The organism is Streptomyces scopuliridis RB72, from assembly GCF_000718095.1.
GTDB lineage: Bacteria > Actinomycetota > Actinomycetes > Streptomycetales > Streptomycetaceae > Streptomyces > Streptomyces scopuliridis.
On record NZ_JOEI01000024.1, the window covers coordinates 69,797 to 90,144 of the forward strand.

The 20,348-nt window shown below is 69.1% G+C and carries 19 protein-coding genes and 2 pseudogenes; 15 read left to right on the top strand and 6 right to left on the bottom strand.

Annotated elements, in window-relative coordinates:
* Positions 1–169: 169 nt before the first annotated feature.
* The 3 genes from IF11_RS0127280 to IF11_RS0127290 all read left to right on the top strand — a co-directional run bounded on the left by IF11_RS0127280 (position 170) and on the right by IF11_RS0127290 (position 3,791).
* Entirely contained in the window at positions 170–1,126 is a 957-nt protein-coding gene (locus IF11_RS0127280; RefSeq protein ID WP_051746266.1) for an MBL fold metallo-hydrolase, read from the top strand.
* Between the two features lie 227 nt (positions 1,127–1,353).
* The gene (locus tag IF11_RS0127285) at positions 1,354–3,015 is read left to right on the top strand and encodes a DHA2 family efflux MFS transporter permease subunit (protein ID WP_240627557.1); all 1,662 of its coding nucleotides are present in this window, start codon (positions 1,354–1,356) and stop codon (positions 3,013–3,015) included.
* Complete coding sequence (locus tag IF11_RS0127290; protein WP_240627556.1) at positions 3,012–3,791, top strand: SDR family oxidoreductase; 780 nt, start codon at positions 3,012–3,014, stop codon at positions 3,789–3,791. The genes IF11_RS0127285 and IF11_RS0127290 overlap by 4 nt, the downstream gene beginning before the upstream one ends.
* Before the next feature lie 113 nt (positions 3,792–3,904).
* On the opposite strand, the gene IF11_RS37040 is transcribed toward IF11_RS0127290, so the two are convergent.
* Positions 3,905–4,219: a nitroreductase family protein gene (locus IF11_RS37040; protein ID WP_078490954.1), complete on the bottom strand. Its 315-nt coding sequence runs from the start codon at positions 4,217–4,219 to the stop codon at positions 3,905–3,907.
* A 487-nt stretch (positions 4,220–4,706) separates the two neighbouring features.
* On the opposite strand from IF11_RS37040, the gene IF11_RS0127305 reads away from it, so the two are divergent.
* The 3 genes and pseudogenes from IF11_RS0127305 to IF11_RS43430 all read left to right on the top strand — a co-directional run.
* On the top strand, positions 4,707–4,991 hold the full coding sequence (locus IF11_RS0127305) for a hypothetical protein (protein ID WP_030354399.1): 285 nt from the start codon (positions 4,707–4,709) through the stop codon (positions 4,989–4,991).
* Positions 4,973–5,386: a hypothetical protein gene (locus tag IF11_RS0127310; protein WP_030354400.1), complete on the top strand. Its 414-nt coding sequence runs from the start codon at positions 4,973–4,975 to the stop codon at positions 5,384–5,386. The genes IF11_RS0127305 and IF11_RS0127310 overlap by 19 nt, the downstream gene beginning before the upstream one ends.
* A 24-nt stretch (positions 5,387–5,410) precedes the next feature.
* Positions 5,411–5,625, top strand: a pseudogene (locus IF11_RS43430) (DNA-binding protein); the annotation flags it as partial.
* A gap of 171 nt (positions 5,626–5,796) precedes the next feature.
* Here IF11_RS43430 and IF11_RS41060 read toward each other — a convergent pair.
* Complete coding sequence (locus tag IF11_RS41060) at positions 5,797–6,075, bottom strand: effector-associated constant component EACC1 (protein ID WP_276311263.1); 279 nt, start codon at positions 6,073–6,075, stop codon at positions 5,797–5,799.
* Between the two features lie 10 nt (positions 6,076–6,085).
* Here IF11_RS41060 and IF11_RS42760 point away from each other — a divergent pair, with 10 nt between their 5' ends.
* The gene (locus IF11_RS42760) at positions 6,086–6,214 is read left to right on the top strand and encodes a hypothetical protein (protein WP_276311262.1); all 129 of its coding nucleotides are present in this window, start codon (positions 6,086–6,088) and stop codon (positions 6,212–6,214) included.
* 166 nt (positions 6,215–6,380) lie between these two features.
* On the opposite strand, the gene IF11_RS0127325 is transcribed toward IF11_RS42760, so the two are convergent.
* Positions 6,381–7,226, bottom strand: a complete 846-nt coding sequence (locus tag IF11_RS0127325; RefSeq protein ID WP_030354402.1) for an SDR family oxidoreductase — start codon at positions 7,224–7,226, stop codon at positions 6,381–6,383.
* 164 nt (positions 7,227–7,390) lie between these two features.
* Here IF11_RS0127325 and IF11_RS0127330 point away from each other — a divergent pair, with 164 nt between their 5' ends.
* On the top strand, positions 7,391–8,365 hold the full coding sequence (locus IF11_RS0127330) for an AraC family transcriptional regulator (RefSeq protein ID WP_051746269.1): 975 nt from the start codon (positions 7,391–7,393) through the stop codon (positions 8,363–8,365).
* A 256-nt stretch (positions 8,366–8,621) separates the two neighbouring features.
* On the opposite strand, the gene IF11_RS0127335 is transcribed toward IF11_RS0127330, so the two are convergent.
* The gene (locus IF11_RS0127335; RefSeq protein WP_206300594.1) at positions 8,622–9,428 is read right to left on the bottom strand and encodes a DeoR/GlpR family DNA-binding transcription regulator; all 807 of its coding nucleotides are present in this window, start codon (positions 9,426–9,428) and stop codon (positions 8,622–8,624) included.
* A gap of 441 nt (positions 9,429–9,869) precedes the next feature.
* On the opposite strand from IF11_RS0127335, the gene IF11_RS0127340 reads away from it, so the two are divergent.
* From IF11_RS0127340 to IF11_RS0127355, 4 genes are read left to right on the top strand one after another with little or no spacing between them, the layout of a single operon-like run.
* On the top strand, positions 9,870–11,354 hold the full coding sequence (locus IF11_RS0127340) for an APC family permease (RefSeq protein WP_063759244.1): 1,485 nt from the start codon (positions 9,870–9,872) through the stop codon (positions 11,352–11,354).
* On the top strand, positions 11,351–12,784 hold the full coding sequence (locus IF11_RS0127345; protein WP_030354406.1) for an FGGY family carbohydrate kinase: 1,434 nt from the start codon (positions 11,351–11,353) through the stop codon (positions 12,782–12,784). The genes IF11_RS0127340 and IF11_RS0127345 overlap by 4 nt, the downstream gene beginning before the upstream one ends.
* Positions 12,781–14,217 carry an NAD(P)/FAD-dependent oxidoreductase gene (locus IF11_RS0127350; protein ID WP_037728703.1) on the top strand — a complete coding sequence of 479 codons (1,437 nt, stop codon included), beginning with the start codon at positions 12,781–12,783 and terminating at the stop codon, positions 14,215–14,217. Before IF11_RS0127345 ends, IF11_RS0127350 begins: the two co-directional genes overlap by 4 nt.
* Positions 14,214–15,464 carry an NAD(P)/FAD-dependent oxidoreductase gene (locus IF11_RS0127355; RefSeq protein WP_030354408.1) on the top strand — a complete coding sequence of 417 codons (1,251 nt, stop codon included), beginning with the start codon at positions 14,214–14,216 and terminating at the stop codon, positions 15,462–15,464. Before IF11_RS0127350 ends, IF11_RS0127355 begins: the two co-directional genes overlap by 4 nt.
* Positions 15,465–15,599: 135 nt before the next feature.
* Here the strand turns inward: IF11_RS0127355 and IF11_RS0127360 are convergent, their stop codons facing one another.
* Positions 15,600–16,457 (bottom strand): helix-turn-helix transcriptional regulator, encoded by an 858-nt coding sequence (locus IF11_RS0127360; RefSeq protein ID WP_030354409.1) that lies wholly within the window; start codon positions 16,455–16,457, stop codon positions 15,600–15,602.
* Positions 16,458–16,613: 156 nt separating this feature from the next.
* On the opposite strand from IF11_RS0127360, the gene IF11_RS0127365 reads away from it, so the two are divergent.
* Positions 16,614–17,492 carry an alpha/beta hydrolase gene (locus tag IF11_RS0127365; RefSeq protein ID WP_030354410.1) on the top strand — a complete coding sequence of 293 codons (879 nt, stop codon included), beginning with the start codon at positions 16,614–16,616 and terminating at the stop codon, positions 17,490–17,492.
* Between the two features lie 180 nt (positions 17,493–17,672).
* Here the strand turns inward: IF11_RS0127365 and IF11_RS43285 are convergent.
* Positions 17,673–18,032 (bottom strand): annotated as a pseudogene (locus tag IF11_RS43285) (IS5 family transposase); the annotation flags it as partial.
* A gap of 88 nt (positions 18,033–18,120) precedes the next feature.
* Between IF11_RS43285 and IF11_RS0127370 the strand changes: the two are divergent.
* Positions 18,121–19,065: a 4-hydroxybenzoate octaprenyltransferase gene (locus IF11_RS0127370; protein WP_030354411.1), complete on the top strand. Its 945-nt coding sequence runs from the start codon at positions 18,121–18,123 to the stop codon at positions 19,063–19,065.
* A gap of 24 nt (positions 19,066–19,089) precedes the next feature.
* Entirely contained in the window at positions 19,090–19,983 is an 894-nt protein-coding gene (locus IF11_RS0127375) for an oxygenase MpaB family protein (RefSeq protein WP_240627587.1), read from the top strand.
* Positions 19,984–20,348: the final 365 nt, after the last annotated feature.

The following is a 20,348-nucleotide window of genomic DNA, read 5'->3' on the forward strand; positions in this document are numbered from 1 at the left end:
GCGCCCCTCGCGCCGAGCGAAGCGCTCCCTCACGCGCCCTCGACACCCATCTCAAGCAGCCGACGACCGCCGGGTGACGTACGGCATGCCCGTACCCCCCGAAGTCTTCGGCACCACCGGACCTGGCGCCCGAACCCCAGGCGTTCCCTACGCACGAGAGCGGAATTTCATGAGCACCATCCACACGGAGAACGAACCCCACACGGAGAACGAACCCCAGGCGGCGGACGCGGAGAAAGGCTGGCACGTCGACGACCGCTGTCTGAACTGCAACATCGCCCGTCAGCTCGCCCCCGGCATGATCGGCTACAAGGAGGGCGGAGAGTACGGGGGCCTGTCGACCGTCATCCGCCAGCCGGAGACCGAGGCCGACGTCGAGAAGCTGTACCTGGCCGCGCACGCCTGCCCCACCCGGTCCGTGCACCCGCCGGCCGACGACCTCGGCGCGGACTCGGACCCGTACCCGAAGGCGCTGGACGAGGACGGGACCGTCCTGCTGTGCGGGCATGCCTCGCCGCAGACCTACGGCGCCACCTCGTACCTTCTGCGTCGCCCCGACGGCACCGCGATGATGATCGACACCCCGCGCTGGCGGCCCGCGCTCGCCCGCCGTTACGAGCAGCGCGTCGGGAAGGTCACCGACGTACTGATCACCCACCTCGACCACGTCGCGCACGCCCGCAAATACGCCGACGCCTTCAAGGCCCGGCTGTGGATCCACGAGGGGGACCTGCACTCCCTCCCCGACGCGGACCACGTCATCCGCGGCACGGACCCGGTGGAGATCGGACCGGGCGTCATCGCCCACCCTTTCCCCGGACATACCAAGGGCACCACGCTGTTCATCGCGGACGAGAAGTTCTGCTTCTCCGGCGACGCGTTCTTCTGGTCGAACTCCCAGCAGACCCTGGAAGTGGCCCACAGCGTCGTCTACGACTCGATCAGGACGCTCGCGGAGTCGGTGGCCCGCGGAGCCGAGGAACTGACCTTCGAGTGGGTGCTGCCGGGCCACGGTGATCTGCATCACCTCCCCGCCGACGAGATGAGGCAGCGGATGCGGGGGCTCGCCCGCCGGAGCGCGACGTATCCCGCGGAGGGGATCGACTACGGGGCGGTCCGCTACTGACGGACCGAACGAACCACCCCCACCGCGGCTCACGGCCCCTCGCACGGGCCCGCCCCTGAGCACGCACGGTCCGACCGCGTCCACCGGCGGTCGGACCGGGCCGGGCGGCCGGGCGGACGCCGCGGGATCGGTCCACGTCGAGGGAACACAGCGCCCGGCTCTCCCCTCCGGCATGACCTGACACGGCATATCCGGAAACGATCCAAAGGGCCGGCTGAGCGGAAGCTATGAGTGACACGAAGGACATGTCGACGAGCGGGCGCGGATCACGCGCCGCCGGCCCATGGGCAGCGCTGGCCGCCCTGTCTCTGGGGCTGTTCATGATCGTGGTGGATACCTCGATCGTGTCCGTGGCGGTACCGACCATGGTGCGCGACCTCAACACGGGTCTCAACGCGGTGGTGTGGGTCACCAGCGTCTATCTGCTCATGTATGCCGTGCCCATGCTGTTCACCAGCCGGCTCGGTGACCGCTACGGCCCCAAGCGGGTGTTCGTCGCCGGACTGGCCGTGTTCACCGGTGCCTCGCTGTGCGCGGGACTGTCCGCGAGCGTGGAGACGCTGATCGCCGCACGCGCGGCGCAGGGCCTGGGAGCGGCGCTGCTGACCCCGCAGACTCTGACGCTCATCACGCACTTGTTCCCCGGTGGTGACCGCGGGCGGGCGATGGGCTTCCTCGGCGGGGCCTCCGGCCTGGCCACCGTCACCGGCCCGCTGCTCGGCGGAGTCCTGGTGGACGGCCTCGGCTGGCAGTGGATCTTCTATGTCAACGTCCTGGTCGGCGTCGCCACACTGGCCTTGAGCCTGCTGGTCATACCGGACTGGCGTCCGGGGCGCGCACATCGCTTCGACATGCCCGGCATCCTGCTCTCCGGCGCCGGACTGTTCCTGATCGTCTTCGGCGTCCAGAACGGCCAGACGTACCACTGGGGCGAACTCCTCGGACCGATCACGGTGTTCGAGGTCATCGCGGTCGGGGTGACCCTCCTCGTCGCCTTTGTGGTCTGGCAACGCGTCACCCGAAATGAGCCACTGGTGCCCTTGCGCACCTTCGCCGACCGCAACTTCTCCATGGGCGCCCTGACCACCGCGGCCCTCGGCTTCGCGATAACCGGCATGTTCCTGCCCTTGGTCATCTACATGCAGTCCGCGCTCGGCCTCTCCCCGACCGGCGCCGGACTGGTCACCGCGCCGATGGCCCTGGTGTCCGGCCTCATGGGCCCGTTCATCGGCCGTCTTTCGGACCGCGTCAACGGCAAGTACCTGGTGATGTCCGGTCTGCTGGGCATGGCACTGGGCCTGGCCGTCATCGCACTCCAGGCCGAGGCGGAGCTCCCGCCCTGGCAGCTCATTCCCGGCTTGCTGGTGTGCGGGCTCGGCATGGGACTCGTCCTCGTCCCGGTGAACAACGTGGCGATGGGCACCGTCCCCGCTGACCTCCGAGGAGCCGCCTCGGGCATCTTCTTCACCGCCCGCCAACTGGGCGCGGTCCTCGGCAGCGCGACGATCGGCGTCCTGCTCCAGGTGCGCATCGTGACCGCGACGGCCCACGAGGCGGACGCCGCGTCCGCACAGCTGCCCGCCCGCTACCGCCAGGACTTCCTGGCGTACGTACGGGACACAACCAGCCGGACGGCAGGCGCTCCCGACACCGAAACGTCCTCGGCCCTGCCCAGGCATCTGGCCCGCCAGGTGCGGCAACTCGCCGAACAGGCCGTCCAGAACGGACTGACGCAAGCGGCGAAGGAGACCCTGATCCCCCTGATCGCGGTCCTTCTCCTGGGCTTCCTGGCCGGCGCCGCGATGCGCCGCACCGCGCCGGTCGGGGGCTCTTCGCAGCCGGCCGACCACCCCACCGCCCTCACCACGACCCGGAAAGGTTCTCCGTGATCAACCCCTCCAGCCCCAGCCCCAGCCCGCGCGTCGCAGTCGTCACCGGCGCCAACAAAGGCGTCGGACGCGCTGTCGCCCAGCAACTCGCCGACCTCGGTATGACGGTCTATCTCGGCGCCCGGGACGAGGAACGCGGACGGGCGGCCGAGAGTGAACTGCGCGCAGCCGGCCGCGACGTGCGTTTCCTGCGACTCGACGTCACCGACGGCTCCACCGTCGCCCTCGCCGCCAAACAGATCGAAGAGGAGTACGGCCGGCTCGACGTCCTGGTCAACAATGCCGGGATCAGCACCCCGTGGCGAGCCCCCAGCCAGACCCCGGTCGACGAGGTACGGCGCGGCTTCGAGACCAACGTTGTCGGCTGCATCACGGTCACCAACGCGATGCTGCCGCTGCTGCGCCGTTCGGACGCGGCCCGCATCGTGAACATCAGCAGCGTGATCGGCTCCCTCACCGCCGCCGCGGAGAACCACGACCCGACCGGTGCCTTCCCGGACGGCGGCTTCCCCGTCATCCTCGGCTACAGCCTCTCCAAGGCCGCGGTGAACTCCCTCACCATCATGTACGCCAATGAACTGCGCGAGGAGGGCATCCTCGTCAACGCGGTTTCACCGAACTGGGTTCCGACCGACGCGAACGACCACTCCGGCATCCTGACACTGGAGCAGGGCGCTGTGATGCCGGTCCGGATGGCCACCCTCCCGGACGGCGGCCCGACCGGCACCTTCACCTGTTCCGACCACACCGGAACAGGCCTGGACCTGCCATGGTGAGGGGAGCCTCGGAAGCGTGACATCGTACGGGTCCCCCGCTGCCCGGCGGGGGACCACGACAAGCACCACGAGCGGGTCGCGGAGATGATCCTTGGCGATGGGAGGCCGCGGGGTCAGCCGGCTGTCCGCCGGCGGTCAAAGACTCCGGGGGTGTCGTGCAGGACGACACTCTCCTCGATCGGCACCCTTCCCATGCGGTAACGGCTCGATGGTCCTGCGGGATCGGCCGCGCCGAACGAGATGCCGAACAGCAGCTTGAGCTCGTCCGGGACACCGAGGACCTCACGAACGACATCTGCGTAGAAACCGAGCATGGTCTGCGGGATACCTGCCAGGCCCCGCGCCTCCAACGCCAGAAGGAACGTCTGCGTGAACCGCCCCGGGTCGAATGGAGACTCGGCCCTCCATCCCCTCCTGGAACGCGTCAACGCCTACGTGATGCGGTGGATGCGCAAGAAGTTCAAACGGCTGCGGGGCAGGAAGAGAGCACAGACGGCGTGGAACCAGGCCGTCGCACGACGACCCCGGTTCTTCGCCCACTGGGCTTGGACCACCCACGCCCCCCGCGTCTGGTGACCAGAACGACAAGAGCCGTATGACGAGAGATCGTCGCGTACGGATCTGTGAGGGCCGAGGGGTGAGAAATCCCCTCGGCTACTCGGCAGGGCGCCTTGCCCGACGATCTCGATCAGCGGATAGATGCACCTGGCCGCCGGGTGCGTCTGCCAGGCGCGGCAAGGGGGCATTTTTGTGCCCATTAGTGGGCACTTCCGTGCCCACTAACCTTCAGGGAGCTCCTGTCTCCCAAGGAGTTCACTGCTCTGGTCTCCCCCGCTGATCCCCTGGGGCGCCCTGGTGGGACGGGTGGGTGCTGCTTACCCTTCTGGTTTCCTACTCGTTTGATACATTGGGCTTATGTCCGAGACGACTTACAGCATCGGTGAGGGGCCGGCGACACGGGTCAGCCTCTCTCTGCCCGAAGGGACCGCAGAGGCGATTCGTGCCCGGGTCGGTAAGCGGGAGTTCTCCGCATTCATTGCGGAGGCCGTCGAGCGGGAACTGCGCGGACAGGTGCTTGATGAGTACCTGGCGGACTACGAGAGCCGTAAGGGGCCGGTTTCCGAGCAGGCCCGACAGCGGGCGCGGCAGGTCTTCGATGAGGTGTTCGCCGAGGAGGGCCAGTGGCCCGCCGCAAGCTGAGCCATGAGGGGACGCTTGTCCTCGACAGTGAGGGGCTCTCCAAGCTGCTGAGCGATGACGAGGCGGTGGTGGCCTTGGTCGCGGAGGCACGGTCCAGGGGCATGGAGGTGGTGATCTGTGCGCTCACCATCATTGAGGCCGTGCATGCGCGTACGAACAAGTCCCGGCTGCACTGGGTGCTGTCCGGCCTGCGTGTCGTTCCGGTAGGGGACGAGGAGGCGAAGGCGGCCTCGGCGCTGTTGATGGAGGCCGGGCTGCATGGTCATAAGCACGCCATCGACGCAGCTGTGGCCGAGGCGGCCCTTCGTCAGCAGCGTCCCGTCGTCATGCTCACCTCTGACATTGACGACATGACCAAGCTCTGCGGTGGCCGGGTTCGTCTTGTCGCTGTTTGAGCGGGCCTGGCGCTGTGAGGGAAGCTGTCCGGTCTGCGCTTTGTCCCCCGTGGGGGATGAGGGAGCCAAGGCCGCCTCCGCTCTGCTGATAGAAGTCGGGCTGCGCGGTCACAAGTACGCCATCGACGCGGCCGTGGCTGGTGGCCGCCTTGCGTCAGCAGCGACCAGTTGTCCTGCTGACGTCCGATATCGATGAAATGAGCAAGTTGTGCGGACGCCGGGGTCGGTTCGTTCCGTGTGATGCTGCGGGGCCGTCGCTTACGGTCTTCGCGATTCCCGGTCGGACTCGTGGTTCTCCCGGCAGGTCCGTACGGCGGCGCCGATCGCGCGAGAGCGACCAGCGGGGTCGCGGAGAGCCCAAGGTCAGCGTGATGGCCTCGCGAGAGTCGGACTGCTGCGGTCCTGGGCGGTCACGCTCGGGCCCTGGGCTCCCCCTCCGGGGCGGGCGGCGGTTCCTGCCCGTTCAGAGCCGCCATCAGCACGTCATTCGAGATCGCGTCTCCCTCGATACGTACGACTTTCCCAGTCTCGCTCTCGGAGACGGCCACCGTCACCGACCGCCGCCGGTCGCGCTGGAGCCAGACCTTCACGATCTGCGCGAACGCCGTGACGCCGCCCGCGCTGCTGAGAGTCGTACCCACTAGTGGGCGCATGCGGCCGGGGCAGCCGGATTGAGCGGGATCGGTCACCTACGTCGTCATGTGGCGGGCAGGTGGCACCGAGGACGGGATCTACTCCGTCCGCGCGGCCTCGTACCCGCGCGGGACCATCCTTGAGCCCGCCTGGCTCGGCGAGATGCTGACGGACTACTGGGCCAAGAAGGACTGACGACTCAGATCATCGCTGCGCGTTCGGTCATAGTGTTCCCGGCTTTCTTCTCTCCGGTATTCGGGCAGGCGTCGGGTGGGTCGAAGGCGGACGGGGGGCTGCTCACGGTCGCCGGATCCGGCGCGGACTGTGCGCCGTGGGCCGGAGGCCGTGTGCGCGTGGTGGGTCAGATGACCGGGAGCGTGCCGCCATCGATCACATGCTCGGCACCGATGATGGAAGGCGCCCGGTCCGAGACGAGGAAGGCGATGAGTTCGGCGATTTCCGCGGTGGTCACCGGCCGGCCCAGAGGGATACCGCCCGGCACCATGGCGTGGGCGAACTGCCGCAGCACGGTGGTCCGGTCGGAACCGGTGACAGCGGCGATCTGATCGGCGATCTCCTCGATGGCGGGCTTCTGGATGAAGCCCGGGGCCACCGTGTTGACGCGTACGCCGCTGGGCGCGACCTCGGTGGCCAGGCCCTTGCTGTAGGCGGTCAGGGCGGCCTTGGCCGCGGTCAGGGGGATGCTGTTCTGCGGGACGTCGTCCGGGCCCCCCAGTCGCACATCCGTCAGCGGCATACGGCGTTGGATCGTGGTGACGTGCAGGACCACGCCGCGGCCCGCCGCGACCATGTCCGGCACCAGAGCGCGGTCCAGACGCACGGCCGCCATCAGGGCGGTGTCCAGGATCTGGGCCCACTGACCGTCGTCGATGTCGGCGAACCCGCCCGCGGTCAGGCTCGCGCCCACGTTGTTGATCAGCACGTCTACGCCACCGAGGCGTTCACGGACCCGGGCCACGACCGTCTCGACACCTGCCGTGGTGGACAGGTCGGCCGCGACGAACAGCTCCGGGTCATGAAGATTGTCCGGTGTGGTCCGGGCTGTGGTCATCACCGTGGCGCCCGCCCGGGCCAGCCGCGCGACGATCTGCGCTCCCAGCCCCTGGGTGCCACCGGTGACCAGGACACGCCTGCCGTGGAGGGACTCGCCGGCTGCCCAGTCGTCCGAAGTCTTCGCCGCGGTCATCAACCTGCTCCTCAGGTAGGGAAAGATCGTTCTCACTCACGAGTGTCGAGGACGGCCCTGAGACAGTGGATGCTCAGAACGCCCGGAAAGATGTCCGGTCGTCCCGAGGGTGGGTGTGAAGCGGGACAATCGCGCAAGGGTGCGTACCGCCGTAGGTTGGTCCGGTGGACATCGTGGGAGACGTCATCACCTCCATCCGGACGGGCACACCGATCGCACGGCGGGCCGCCCTGTACGGCCCGTGGGGCCTGCGGTTCGTCGGCGATCCCGGAGCCGGGTTCCACGTGGTCCTCCAGGGCACCGCCTGGATGCGGCCTTCCCACGGCGGCAGTCCCGTGGAACTGGGCGCAGGCGATGTCGTCTTCGCCGCCAGCGGTGACGGCTACGCCCTGGCAGACCAGCCTGGAACTCCGCTGTCGGATGTCTGCGTCACCGACCCGGCGGAGACCTGGCCCCTGACCGGCCCGCCACCCGGCGCCGAACCCTCCACACTCATGCTGTGCGGCATGTACACCCTGGACCGCGCCCGGCCCCACCCCCTCATCTCCCAACTGCCCCCGGTCATCCGTCTTCCCGCCCGTGCGGCGACCGGCGACCCGCTGCGCTCCGTCGTCGACCTGCTGGGCACCGAACTGGACCACAGCGGTCCGGGAACCAGCGCGGCGGTACCGGCCCTGCTGGACCTGCTGCTGATCTTCAGTCTGCGCACCTGGTACGACCGGCAGGCCGCACAGGGAGCCACAGGGTGGGCGCGGGCCCTCAAGGACCCGCCCGTCAGCACCGCCCTCCTGCGCATGCACGACTCACCGGCCTCGCCGTGGACAGTGAGCTGCCTGGCCGGCGAAGCCGGACTGTCCCGCACCGCCTTCGCCCGCCGGTTCACCGAACTGATCGGCGAACCCCCACTGACGTACCTGACCCGCTGGCGCATGACCCTCGCCGCGCGCCTCCTCCGCGAAAGCGACCTCCCCCTCGCATCCGTCGCCACCCGAGTCGGCTACGGCTCCGAATACGCCTTCAGCAAAGCCTTCCGGCGCGCCCTCGGCCGCTCACCCGGAGCCCACCGGCGCGCCCACCGCACCAGCCCCACACACAACTCCTGCTCATCAGCGCCGGGCCAGGGGGCTCAAACAGACTGATGGGCCATGGACCCGACCGCGCCCCTGCCCGGCTTCCTGCTCCACTCCGGTCTCGCTACGGCCGTCCCGCACCAGCGGAGCGCGGTGTCTCCGACCCCGCACTCGCCTGGCATCGGCGGAAGTTTCGCGGCGGTCCGGTTGGTCCCGGCGGGGTTCCCGCAGGCTGGCTCCCTGCCGTATGCCCGGCGGCCGGCGTCGGTCTTGCCGTCGCCGCCGACGGCTCACAAAAGGCCGATGGCCGGGCAGGTGGTGCTGGTCAGGCCACCACTATGGTTCCCCTGTTGCGGCTGATGGCAGTGTGCAGTTCTTGTGGGCAGTCCTGGTCTGTGAGCAGCGTGTCGAAGCCACTCAAATCGCAGACGCGGTGTGCGGCGGTGCGTCCGAACTTGCTGGAGTCGGCCAGTACGTAGCGGTGTGAGGCGTTGGTGAGCATGGCTCGCTTGGTCGCGACTTCGTCGAGGTGGAAGTCGGTGAGGCCGTAAGGGGCGATGCCGCCGGACCCCACGAACACGGCATCGGCCCGCAGGTTGCTGAAGAACTCGACCGCATGGGCGTTGGAGCAGGCCAGGTCACCTGCCCGGAGTCTCCCTCCGCTGACCAGAACCTCGACTCGGGGGCGGGTGCTGACTTCTGCGGCGACGAGCAGGGACGGTGTGGCGATGACGCCCGCATGGTCGGCGGGCAGGGCGCGGGCTACTTCGAGGGCGGTGGTGCCGACATCGATGATGATGGTCTGGCCGGGTTCGATGAATGTGGCCGCGACCTGGCCGATGGCCCGCTTCTCCTCGGCCATGGCACCGCTTCGTTCGCTGAAGGGTGCTTCTTCGCCGACCAGGGCTTCGGGACTGGTTGCGCCGCCGTGTACCCGGGTCAGTTCTCCCCGGCGTTCCAGTTGGGCGAGATCCCTGCGGACCGTCTCATGGGAGACGCCCAGCAGCGCGGTGAGATCGTCCGTGGTGACGAACTTGAACTGGGAGAGTTCTGCGACGATCCTGCGGTGCCGCTCAACGGGGAGCACGGCACACCCCCTCGTGTGACTGTTCTTGTGGATCTGTGGCTGCATCGTAACGCCAGCGGCTGCCTTATGGCTCGTCCCTCCTGCCCCTCTGTGTCCGCCGCGAAGGGTGAGCGGTCATTCTCTGCAGGTCAACGGGATGTTACGGGTCGTTTCAGGCGAGTGGCGACGGCGTGAAGTCTTGACGGCGCGCGGGCAACAGTCCACACTTCCAGAAATTCGCGGTCAAGAACCCATGGAAACAGTCAACGGTGGGCGTGCCCACCTCCCGGCTGCAGATCACGTGCACCAACGGATCCGCGCCGGGGCCAGGCAGATAACCTCCGACAAACCCCCGGCGGTCCTGGAAGTTGGCCCATCACTCTCTGGTCCATACCATCCGTTGGCCCCCCCGCTGTGTGGGCGGGCACCCTGAAAGCAGGGAAGCAAGTCATGGCACAAGCAGAAACCGGCCCTCAGGGGTCGAGAGCAGCCGGGCAGCCTGCCGCAGTGACCGAGGTCCGCCAGGAGATGGCGCGGGAACTGGGCTGGTATGCGTCGTTCTCCGTCGCGTTCGGGTTCGTGTCCATTGCGACCGGCATCTTCACCACGTACGGCGCGGTGCTCGCCACCTCGGGGCCGCGCGGCATCTGGGCCTGGCCGATCTCGGTGATCGGTCAGCTGGCCATCGCCCTTGTCTTCGGCGCCCTCGCAGCCCGCATTCCGATCAGCGGCTACTCCTATCAGTGGGTGTCGCGGATCGTCGGTCCCGTGTGGGGCTGGATCATGGGATGGATCTCGTTCGCGTTTCTCGGCGTGGTCGTGGTCGCAGTGGACTACACCATCGCTTCCACCATTCTCCCAGAGCTGTTCCGCTATGTCGGCACGACACAGAACGCCTGGGTGATCACAGCCGGCGTGGTGCTGCTGCAGGCGCTGCTGGTGGCGATCTCTACGCGAACCACTCACCGGGTCAACAACGCGGCCGTGACCATGCAGCTCATCGGCATGATCGCCCTGACCGTCCTGCTGTTCGCGGTGGGCGCCTTCACCGGCAAGCTGGACTTCGCTCACCTCTTCGAGACCGGAACCGTGCCGGCGAGTGGCTACTACGGGCTGGGCGGCGCCACCGAGGCAGGACCATTCGCCCTGGCGTTCCTGCTGGGCGCCTTCACGATCGTCGGCTTCGAGTCTGCGGCGAACCTGGCCGAGGAGACCAAGGATCCTGCCCGAGTCATCCCCAAGGCGATGGTCCAGGCGGTGCTCTCCCTGGGCGTGCTCGGCTTCCTGTTCCTGATCGCGGTCACTGCCGCAGCCGGCCGCATCGACGGCGTCAGCGCATCGGCCACCCCCGTAGCCACCGTCATCACCGCCGTACTCGGATCGGTCATCGGCAAGATCCTGCTGGTTCTGGTCGTGATCTCGATCTTCTCCTGCGGGCTGGTAATCACCCTCAGCGGCACCCGCCTCGTCTACGCGATGTCCCGGGATGAGCGCTTCCCCGGCTGGCGCCTGCTCAAGCGCATCGACCGGCGCACCGCGACGCCTCTGAACGCCACCATCTTCATGATGCTGATCGCGCAGATTATTCTCGCGGTCTTCTCCCGCTCCACGGACGCCCTGTTCGAACTGTTCTCAGCTGCCACCCTGCTGCCCGCGGTCATCTACGCCGGCACCGTGGCGATGTACGCGGCAAAGCGCCGCTCCCTGCCGCCGTCGAAAGGCTTCTCGCTGGGCCGCTGGGAGATCCCGGTCCTCGTCCTGGCCGCTGTGTGGCTGGTCTACGAACTCCTGATCTTCCGGGATGCCTCCTTCAGTGCCCCCTGGATCTACGTGCTGGTGCTGTGCGGGATCGGTGCCGTCTACCTCGCAGTCCTGATCATCCGCCGCGGCCGTGACAGTCTGACGATGCCCGACATGGCTGATGTCGACCGTGCCCTGGACACCGCCGGGACGGCGCCGGTGGGGGCCGCAGCCGAAAGGACCTTCCAGTGACGGCGATCCTCGCCATCGACCAGGGCACCTCGGGCACCAAAGCCATCGTCGTCGACGCCGATGGGGGAACCGTCGCCATCGCCGAGGAGACCGTCCGCCCCACCTACCTGCCCGGTGGCGGTGTGGAACAGAACCCCCACGAGCTGCTCGACTCCGTCCTGACGGCCGGCCGTCGCGCGGTGAACATGGCCGGCCGCCCGATCGCCGCTGTGGCCCTGGCCAACCAGGGAGAGACCGTCCTGGCCTGGGACCCCGCTACCGGAACCCCCTTGTCCCCGGCCATCGTCTGGCAGGACCGGCGCGCGGAGAGCATTTGTACCGAGCTGGCCGAGCACTCCGCCGCCATCGCCGAACGCACCGGGCTCGTCCTCGACCCGTACTTCTCCGCGCCCAAGATGGCCTGGCTGCGCCGACATCTCACCCGCGAAGGAGTGGTCACCACCACTGACACCTGGCTGGTGCACCACCTGACGGGAGAGTTCGTCACGGACGCCTCCACCGCCGGCCGTTCCCTCATCTTCGATCTGGACAGTGCCGCCTGGGACGGCGAACTCGCCGACTGGTTCGAGCTCGGCGCGGAACGCATGCCCCGCATCGTCGCCTCCGACGAAATCGTGGGCACCACACGTGCCTTCGGTCAGGAGGTGCCGGTGGCCGGACTGATCGTCGACCAGCAGGCCGCCCTGGTCGCGGAGGCGTGCCTGGAACAGGGGACCGCCAAGTGCACGTACGGCACCGGCGCGTTCCTGTTGGCGAACACCGGCCCGGAGCCGGTACGTTCCAGCGCCGGCCTGACGACGTCGGTGGCCTGGCAGGCTGACGGACAGACCCTGTACTGCGTGGACGGCCAGGTCTACACCGTTGCCTCCGCCGTGCGCTGGCTGCAGGACCTCGGCCTCGTCCAGTCCGCGACCGAGCTCGACCAGCTGGTCGCGGCAGACAGCGAAGGCGTACTGTGCGTGCCGGCCTTTGCCGGGCTCGCCGCCCCCTGGTGGACACCAAACGCCACCGCCTCCTTCACCGGCATGACGCTGGCGACCCGGCGCGAACACCTCATCCTTGCCTTGCTGCAGGGCATCGCAGCACAGGTCACCGAGCTGGCCGCCCTGGTGGGCCACGACCTCGGCCGTCCCCTGACACGGCTGCGAGCGGACGGCGGTCTGACCAACTCGGCCGCCCTCATGCAGGCCCAGGCCGATATTGCCCAGATCCCCATCGACATCTACCCCAGCGCGCACGCCACCCCTCTCGGCGCCGCCGCCCTCGCGCGCTGCGCGCTCGACCCGACGCTCAGTCTCAGAGAAGCCATCGGAGACTGGGAACCGAACACCGTATACGAACCCCGCTGGTCCGCTGACCGGGCCCAGGAATTCCGCATCACATGGGCACAAGCTGCCACAGCCTGTGCCGCCAAGGGAGACCGCTCATGACCGCCACCCCCCACCGTCCGGACGACGGCGTCTTCGACGTCGCGGTGATCGGAGGAGGCATCGTCGGCGCGGCGATCGCGCGCGAGCTGTCCGGCTGCGAGGTCTCGGTGGCGCTGCTCGAAGCCCGCGACGACGTGGGCGACGGCACAAGCAAAGCCAACACCGCGATCCTGCACACCGGCTTCGACGCCAAGCCCGGCACCCTCGAATCCCGCCTGGTCGCCCGGGGATACCACCTGCTGAGCGCCTATGCCAAAGCCACCGGCATCCCCGTCGAGCACACCGGTGCCGTGCTGGTGGCCTGGAACCAGGAAGAACTCGACGCACTGCCCGGCCTGAAGGAGAAGGCCGAGGCCAACGGCTACGAGCACTGCCGGATCATCGGCGCGGACGAGGTCTACCAGAGCATTCCCGACCTCGGCGATGGAGCCCTCGGCGGCCTCACCGTCCCGGACGAGTCCATCATCTGCACCTGGACGACCAACCTCGCCCTGGCCACCGACGCCCAGCAGCGCGGCACCACCATCCTGCTCCAGCACGGCGTGACCGGCATCGACCACGCCCCCGACGTGACCACTCTGCATACTGCCCAAGGTGAGGTGCGGGCCCGCTGGGTCGTCAACGCCGCCGGTCTCGGTGCCGATCACATCGACCGGCTCTTCGGCCATGACCGCTTCACCGTCACCCCCCGCCGAGGCGAACTCTTCGTCTTCGACAAACTGACGCGCCCGATGGTCAACAAGATCGTCCTGCCCGTACCCTCCTCCCGCGGCAAGGGCGTACTGATCTCCCCGACCATCTACGGCAACGTCATGCTCGGCCCCACCGCGGAGGACCTCACCGACCGCACCAACACCGCGACCTCGGAGGACGGCTACGACTTCCTCCTCACCAAGGGCGAACGTCTCATGCCGCGCCTGCTCGCCGAAGAAGTCACCGCCAGCTACGCCGGACTGCGCGCCGCGATCGACCATCCCGACTACCTGATCGAGGCCACCCCCGAGCAGCGCTACCTCCTCGTCGGCGGCATTCGCTCCACCGGCCTGACCGCCGGCCTCGCCATCGCCGAACACGTCAGCGGCCTCTTGGAGGAGTCCGGCCTGGCACTGCGCAGCCGCAGCGGCCTGCCCGATCCGCCGCAGATGCCGAATATCGGCGAAGCCGCCCCGCGTCCCTACCAGGACGCCGAACGCATCGCCGCGGACCCCGCCTACGGCACCATCGTCTGCTTCTGTGAACGAGTCACCGAGGGCGAGATCCGTGACGCCTGCCACGCGCCTGTGCCCGCCCGGGGCCTGGAAGGACTGCGCCGCCGCACCCGCGCCATGAACGGGCGCTGCCAGGGCTTCTTCTGCGGCGCGGCCGTGGCAGCCCTGCGCACCCAGCATCACACCCACGACGGCTGCAGCAACCAGCACAAGGACAACCGATGACCTACCAGCTGCCCCTGATCGAGCCCGATGTCCTCATCATCGGAGGCGGCCCCGCAGGCCTCACCGCAGCCGCCGAACTCGCCGACCGCCGCGCCGGACACATCCTCTGCGTCGACCGCGAGCACGCCGCTGGCGGCATCCCCCGGCACAGCGACCACACCGGCTACGGCCTGCGCGACCTGCACCGAGTGATGTCCGGCCCCGTCTACGCCCGCCACCTCGTGGACCGTGCCACGCGGGCGAAAGCCGAGATCCGGACGAACACCATGGTCACCGGCTGGTCCGACGAGCACACTCTCGACGTCACCAGCCCCGACGGCCGCTACCAGATCCGTCCCCGGGCCATCGTGCTGGCCACCGGCGCACGCGAGCGACCCCGCACCGCACGCCGCATCCCCGGCGATCGCCCGCACGGCGTCTACACCACCGGGCAGCTGCAGAACCTCGTTCACCTCCACCACCAGCCCGTCGGCAAACGAGCCGTCATCGTCGGAGGCGAACTGGTCAGCTGGTCCGCGGCTCTCACCCTGCGCCAGGCAGGCTGCACCCCAGCCCTCATGATCAGCCAGTACCCGAAGGCGGAGTCCTACGGCGCCTTCAACGCGGCTGGCCGCACAGTGCTGCGCGTCCCCGTCGCGACCCGCAGCCGCGTCACCAAGGTCATCGGCAAGGGCCGCTGCCAGGCCGTCGAGATCGAGCACCTCGACACCGGCAAGCGGCGGACCGTCGCATGCGACACCGTCGTCTTCACAGGCGACTGGATCCCTGACCATGAACTCGTGCGCGCCGCCGGTATCGCTCTCGACGAGAGCACCCTCGGCCCCCTCACCGACACCGCGCTGCGCACCAGTCGCCCCGGAGTCTTCGCCGTCGGCAACATGCTCCACCCGGTCGACACCGCCGATGTTGCCGCGCTCGACGGAAAGCATGTCGCCCAGCAGGTCATCAACCACCTTCACGGACAACAGCCACCGACCGCGGGCGTCCGCCTGACCGTCGGCTCCCCCTTCCGCTGGGTCGCCCCACAGATCCTTCGACCCGACGACCCGGCACCGGCCCGCGGCCGACTCCTGCTGTGGCCCGACGAGTTCGTGCGCTTCCCGAAGGTGACCGTCCGTCAGGATGGGCGCGTCATCACCCGCCGCACCCTCGCCTGGCCCGCAGCCCCCGGCCGCGTCTTCCGTATCCCTTCCACCGTCCTCGACGGGATCTCACACACTGGGGGCCCCGTCCACATCAGCCTGTAACGGACGGTCGGGCAAGAGTGGACTTATCTCGCGGAATGCGGGTGAGCGCGGCTGGTGCCCGTTCGGTTGGTGTGGGGCATCCGCGCGCTGCCACACCGAAAGCCTTGCTGGTCGGCTGGTCGGCTGGTCGGCTGGTCAGGTGGTGGGGTTGGCGGGGTCGGTCTGGGGGTGGAGCCGACGCAGCACGTCCAGGCTGTGGGTTCCTGGTGGGGCGGTCATCACCATCAGGACCTGGGTTTCGTCCGGTGTGCGGAGCACCTGCCAGTCCAGGGGGTAGGGGCCGGTGTCGGGGTGGGTGAGGGTTTTGGTCCCGGTGGTCTGGTAGCTGGTGTGCTGCTCGGCCCACCAGGTGCGGAAGTCCGGGTCGCGGAGGGAGAGTTCGCCGATCAGAGAGGAGATCCTGGGCTCGCTGGGGCCGTCCACGGCCGCACGGACGAACCCGACGCAGATCCGGGCGAGGGAGGGCCAGTCGATGTAGCGTCCGCGGACCCGGGGGTCGAGGAAGAGCATCCGCAGGAAGTTGCGTTCGTGGCGGGGCACTTGGGCGAAGTCGAGGAACACCGCGGTGGCAAGCGGATTCCAGGCCAGGATGTCCAGGTAGCCGCCGAGGACGAGGGCGGGACTGTCACGCAGGTTGTCCAGCAGCAACTGGAGCTGTGGGCGCACCCGCTCCGTGTCCGGGTTCTTGCGGGGGCGCTCGTCGTTCTTGTTGGCGAGCTGAAACAGGTAGCTGCGCTCGTTCTCGCCCAGGCACAAGGCACCGGCGAGGGCGTCCAGGACGGCCGGGGAGGCTCCGGCGAGGCGGCCCTGTTCCAAGCGGGTGTAGTAATCCGTGCTGATCATGGCGAGCTGGGCCACCTCCTCGCGGCGCAGGCCCGGGACGCGACGCGACTGTCCGGTGCCGGACAGTCCGACAGCGCCGGGGTCGAGGCGGCTGCGGTGCGCTTTGAGGAAGGCGCCAAGTTCCTTGGGACGGTCGCTGCGTGCGCTCATGACCCCATCTTCTCCCTGGGACGGATCGACTGGAAGAGCAGTATGCATCCTGGGAAGGTTCCTTCCTAGGATGACTCTTTCCCCTGGTCAGCGCGCTGGTCTGGCTCGATGCTCGATGTCGACCCCGGAAAACTTCCCTGGAAAGGCACATCAGAGATGCGCGGCGACATCACGTTCGACAGCAATGGCAACCGCCTGGCCGGTCACCTCTACCTTCCCGAGAGGGACGCCGGTGCGGCACCGGCGGTGATCGTGGTCGGGGCGGCCTCCGGAACCAAGGAGCAGTCCCCGGCCGCCTACGCCACGCGTCTGGCCAAGCTCGGCTACGTGGCCCTGGCGTTCGACCACTCCACCTACGGCGACAGCGAGGGAACACCCCGCTGCGACGAGAATCCCTTCGCCAAGTCCGAGGACATCAAGAACGCGGTGACCTTCCTGGCCGGCCGGGAGGAGGTGGACCGTGAGCGCATCGCGGCCGTCGGCGTCTGCGGCGGCGGTGGCTACGTCCCCTACACCGCGGTGGCCGACCGTCGGATCAAGGCCGTGGCCACGGTCAGCGGCCTGCCCGACCTCCGCGCCACCATCACCGACGGCTACGCGGGGGACTGGCGGGAGATGATGAACATCGCTCAGAGCGCACGCGAGGCGTACGCGCGGGGCGGTGAGGCGCAGTACCTGCCCTTCATGCCGCCGGGCGACGCAGGCCAGTGGGTCAACAACGGCAAGAAGTACTACCTCAGCGACCGCAACCAGGACCCCGCCTGGAGGAACCAGCTCCTCCTTTGGTCCTACGACAAGATGGTCCAGTTCTCCGCCCTCGACGTCATCGAACTCCTGGCCCCCACCCCGCTGCTGCTCGTCGCGGGGTCCGACGCCGAGACCCTCTCGCAGAGCGAGGCTGCCTACAGCAAGGCACAGGAACCCAAGGAGCTGTTCCTGATCGAGGGCGGCACCCACTTCGACTTCTACGACCGCCCCGAGTACGTCGACCCGGCGGTCACAAAGATCGACAGCTTCCTGCGCACCCACCTCTGACACGGCCCAGCCCGTGCCCCGGCATCGGCCGCCGTGCCCCCCCCCCCGGCGGTGAACTGGTGCAGTCGTTGGTGTTCCCGCCTGTGACAGTGAAGGCGAGCGGGCGCCCCAGGGCATCGCAGGCCAGGTGAATCCTGCTGGTCCGGCCACCTCGGGACCGACCGAGTCACCGGTTACGGAGCCCCCTTTTCGGGCCCCGGCGGCGTGCTGGTGGGCACGGACCACGGTTGAGTCGATCGACACAAGCCAGTCAATGCCGCCGGTCGAGTCCGCCCTTGCCTGGGCGGCCTGGAGCATCCGCTCGAACGTGCTGTCCAGGGCCCACCGACGGAACCGGGTGTGCGGCGTGGCCCACGCACCGTACCGCTCAGGGACGTCCCGCCAAGCCGTCCCGGTACGGAACTTCCACACGATCCCGTTGAGCACGGTGCGGTCGTCCTGCCGCTTCCTGCCCCGCGACGACTTGGGCAGCAGCGGCGGGACGAACTCCCGCTCGGCATCCGACAGTTCATGTCGACGTATCACCCGAACATGATCCACCGATCAAGATCATTTGAAGACACCGCCTAGCCGGGGCTAGGTTGGACCGATCAGCATACAATCCCCCTGGAAAGGGGCATGGATCGGTATGACCGTCGCCTCACAAGCCCCGGCCCAAGTCCCGACTCACGTCCCGGCCCAAGGCCGTGCCGCCCGGTTGGTGGGGCGGGCCCCCGCCGGGGTGCGGCCGTATCTGGAGTTGCTGCGGCTGGACCGGCCGGTGGGGGCCTGGCTGCTGGTGGTCCCCGGATGGATCGCCCTGGGAGCGATAGCCGGGCCCCGGGACGGGGGCCTGCTCGGGCTGCTGCTCCTGGTGTACGGGGTGCTGTCGAGAGGGGCCGCCTGCGGGCTCAACGATGTGCTGGACGCGCGGTTCGACGCACAGGTGCCGCGTACGGCGGGGCGGCCCGTCGCCTCCGGGCGGTTGCCGGCCGGGCGGGCACTGGTGCTGTGCGTCGTGGTCGGTGCCGTCGCTCCGCTGGTGATGGGGTTCTGGAGTGTGGAGGCCGTGGTGTGGGCGGCGGCCGGGGCGCCCCTCGCGGCGGTGTATCCGTATATGAAGCGGGTCACCCACTGGCCGCATGTGTGGCTGGGGATCACCATCAACTGGACGGTGCCGCTGGTGTACGGCCTGCTCACCGGAGGGCTCGGGCTCGGGGGCGGGGTGCTGTACGGGGCGCTGATCTGCTGGGCCGTGGGGACGGACGTGATCTACGCCTGCCAGGACCGGGAGGCCGACGTGCGGGCCGGGGTGCGGTCGGCCGCCGTGCTGCTGGGGCGTCGTAGCCGGGTGCTGGTGGGCGGCGTGTACGCGGGGTGTGTGGTGCTGCTCGCCTGGTTTGGGGTCGTGGCCGGGCTCGGGCCGCTGTACTGGCCCGGACTGTGCGTGGTCGCGGGGCAGTTGGGATGGCAGGTATGGCGGGCCGACCCCGCAGACGTCGGAGCCTGCGGGCGGGCGTTCGGCACCAACCCCCTGTGCGGGCTGCTCATCCTCGTCGCCGTGCTCGCCGGGCGGGTCGGTACCCTCGGCTGAGGGACACGGACCCTGGAGGTGCTGGTGGGACTGCGGGAACGGATCGCGGCGGAACTCACGGCGACCACGCACGGCGGGGATCTCAAGCTGGAGCGGTACGCGGGGCCGCCCGGTGATCCGGGGCTGTTCGGGATCGCGCCGGGGGACCCGGTGTGGCGGGTGCACGGGCATGCCACCGGGATGCTCACCGGCGGGTTCGCCGCGCTCATGCTCCAGTCGCTGCATCCGCTGGCCATGGCGGGGGTCGACCAGCACTCCGACTTCCGCGCCGATCCGGTCGGGCGGCTGAACGGAACCGTACGGTTCATCACCACGACCACCTTCGGCTCCTCGGCCGCCGCCCGCGAGGTGATCGACCTCGTCCGGCGGATCCACACCCGGGTGCACGGCACCGCCCCCGACGGCCGGCCGTACCGCGCGGACGACCCCGACCTGCTCACCTGGGTGCACACCGCCGAGGTACGCAGCTTCCTCGCCGGCCACCAGACCTACGCACCCCGGCCGCTCCGGCTGACCCCCGCCGAGTGCGACGCCTACTACCGCCAAGCCGCCCCCATGGCCGAGGCGTTGGGCGCTCGGAACGTACCGCGCGCGTCCCTCGAAGCCGAGCACTACCTGGCCCGCCTCCGCCCCCAACTCCACGCCACCCCGGCCGCGTTGGACTCGGTACTGTTCCTCCGCCGCTTCGGACGCACACGACGGGAGCGGCTGGTCGTAGGCTTGCTCACGAACGCCTCGGTCGGACTCCTCCCCGACTGGGCCCGCACCGAACTCGGCATCCACCGCCCGGCCCCCGTCCGCACCGGCTGGGACCGGCCCCTGGCGACGGCCGTCGGACGCACCCTCCAGTGGGGGCTCGGGCCCTCCCGGATCCAGGCCGCCGCGCGGGGGCGGCTGGCGGGGGCGCGGCAGGGATGACGTCGAGATCTTCGAGGTGTCCGGCAGCAGCATGCTTCGGTGGAGGGAAACCGGCGGCTCACCAGGTTTCATGACCGGGCGCCGTCAGGCTTCCAGCCCCGCCCCTGGGCCCTGTCGTCAGACTCCCGCCTCCGCCGCGACGCCATGCACTCCCCCAAGCTTTCCGAGCAGGGAGGCCCCCCAGAGCACGCACCTGACGCCGCGGCGCCCGCCCTCCGGACGGACGGATGGACGGACGGACGGACGACGGGAGTTTGACGACAGGACCTAGGGCCTGTGTGATGTCGTGATCAATCAGTCGCCTTCAGCAGGTCGTTGATCCAGATCATGGAGGCGCGGAGGTGGAGGCCGGCGAGGTAGCTCTC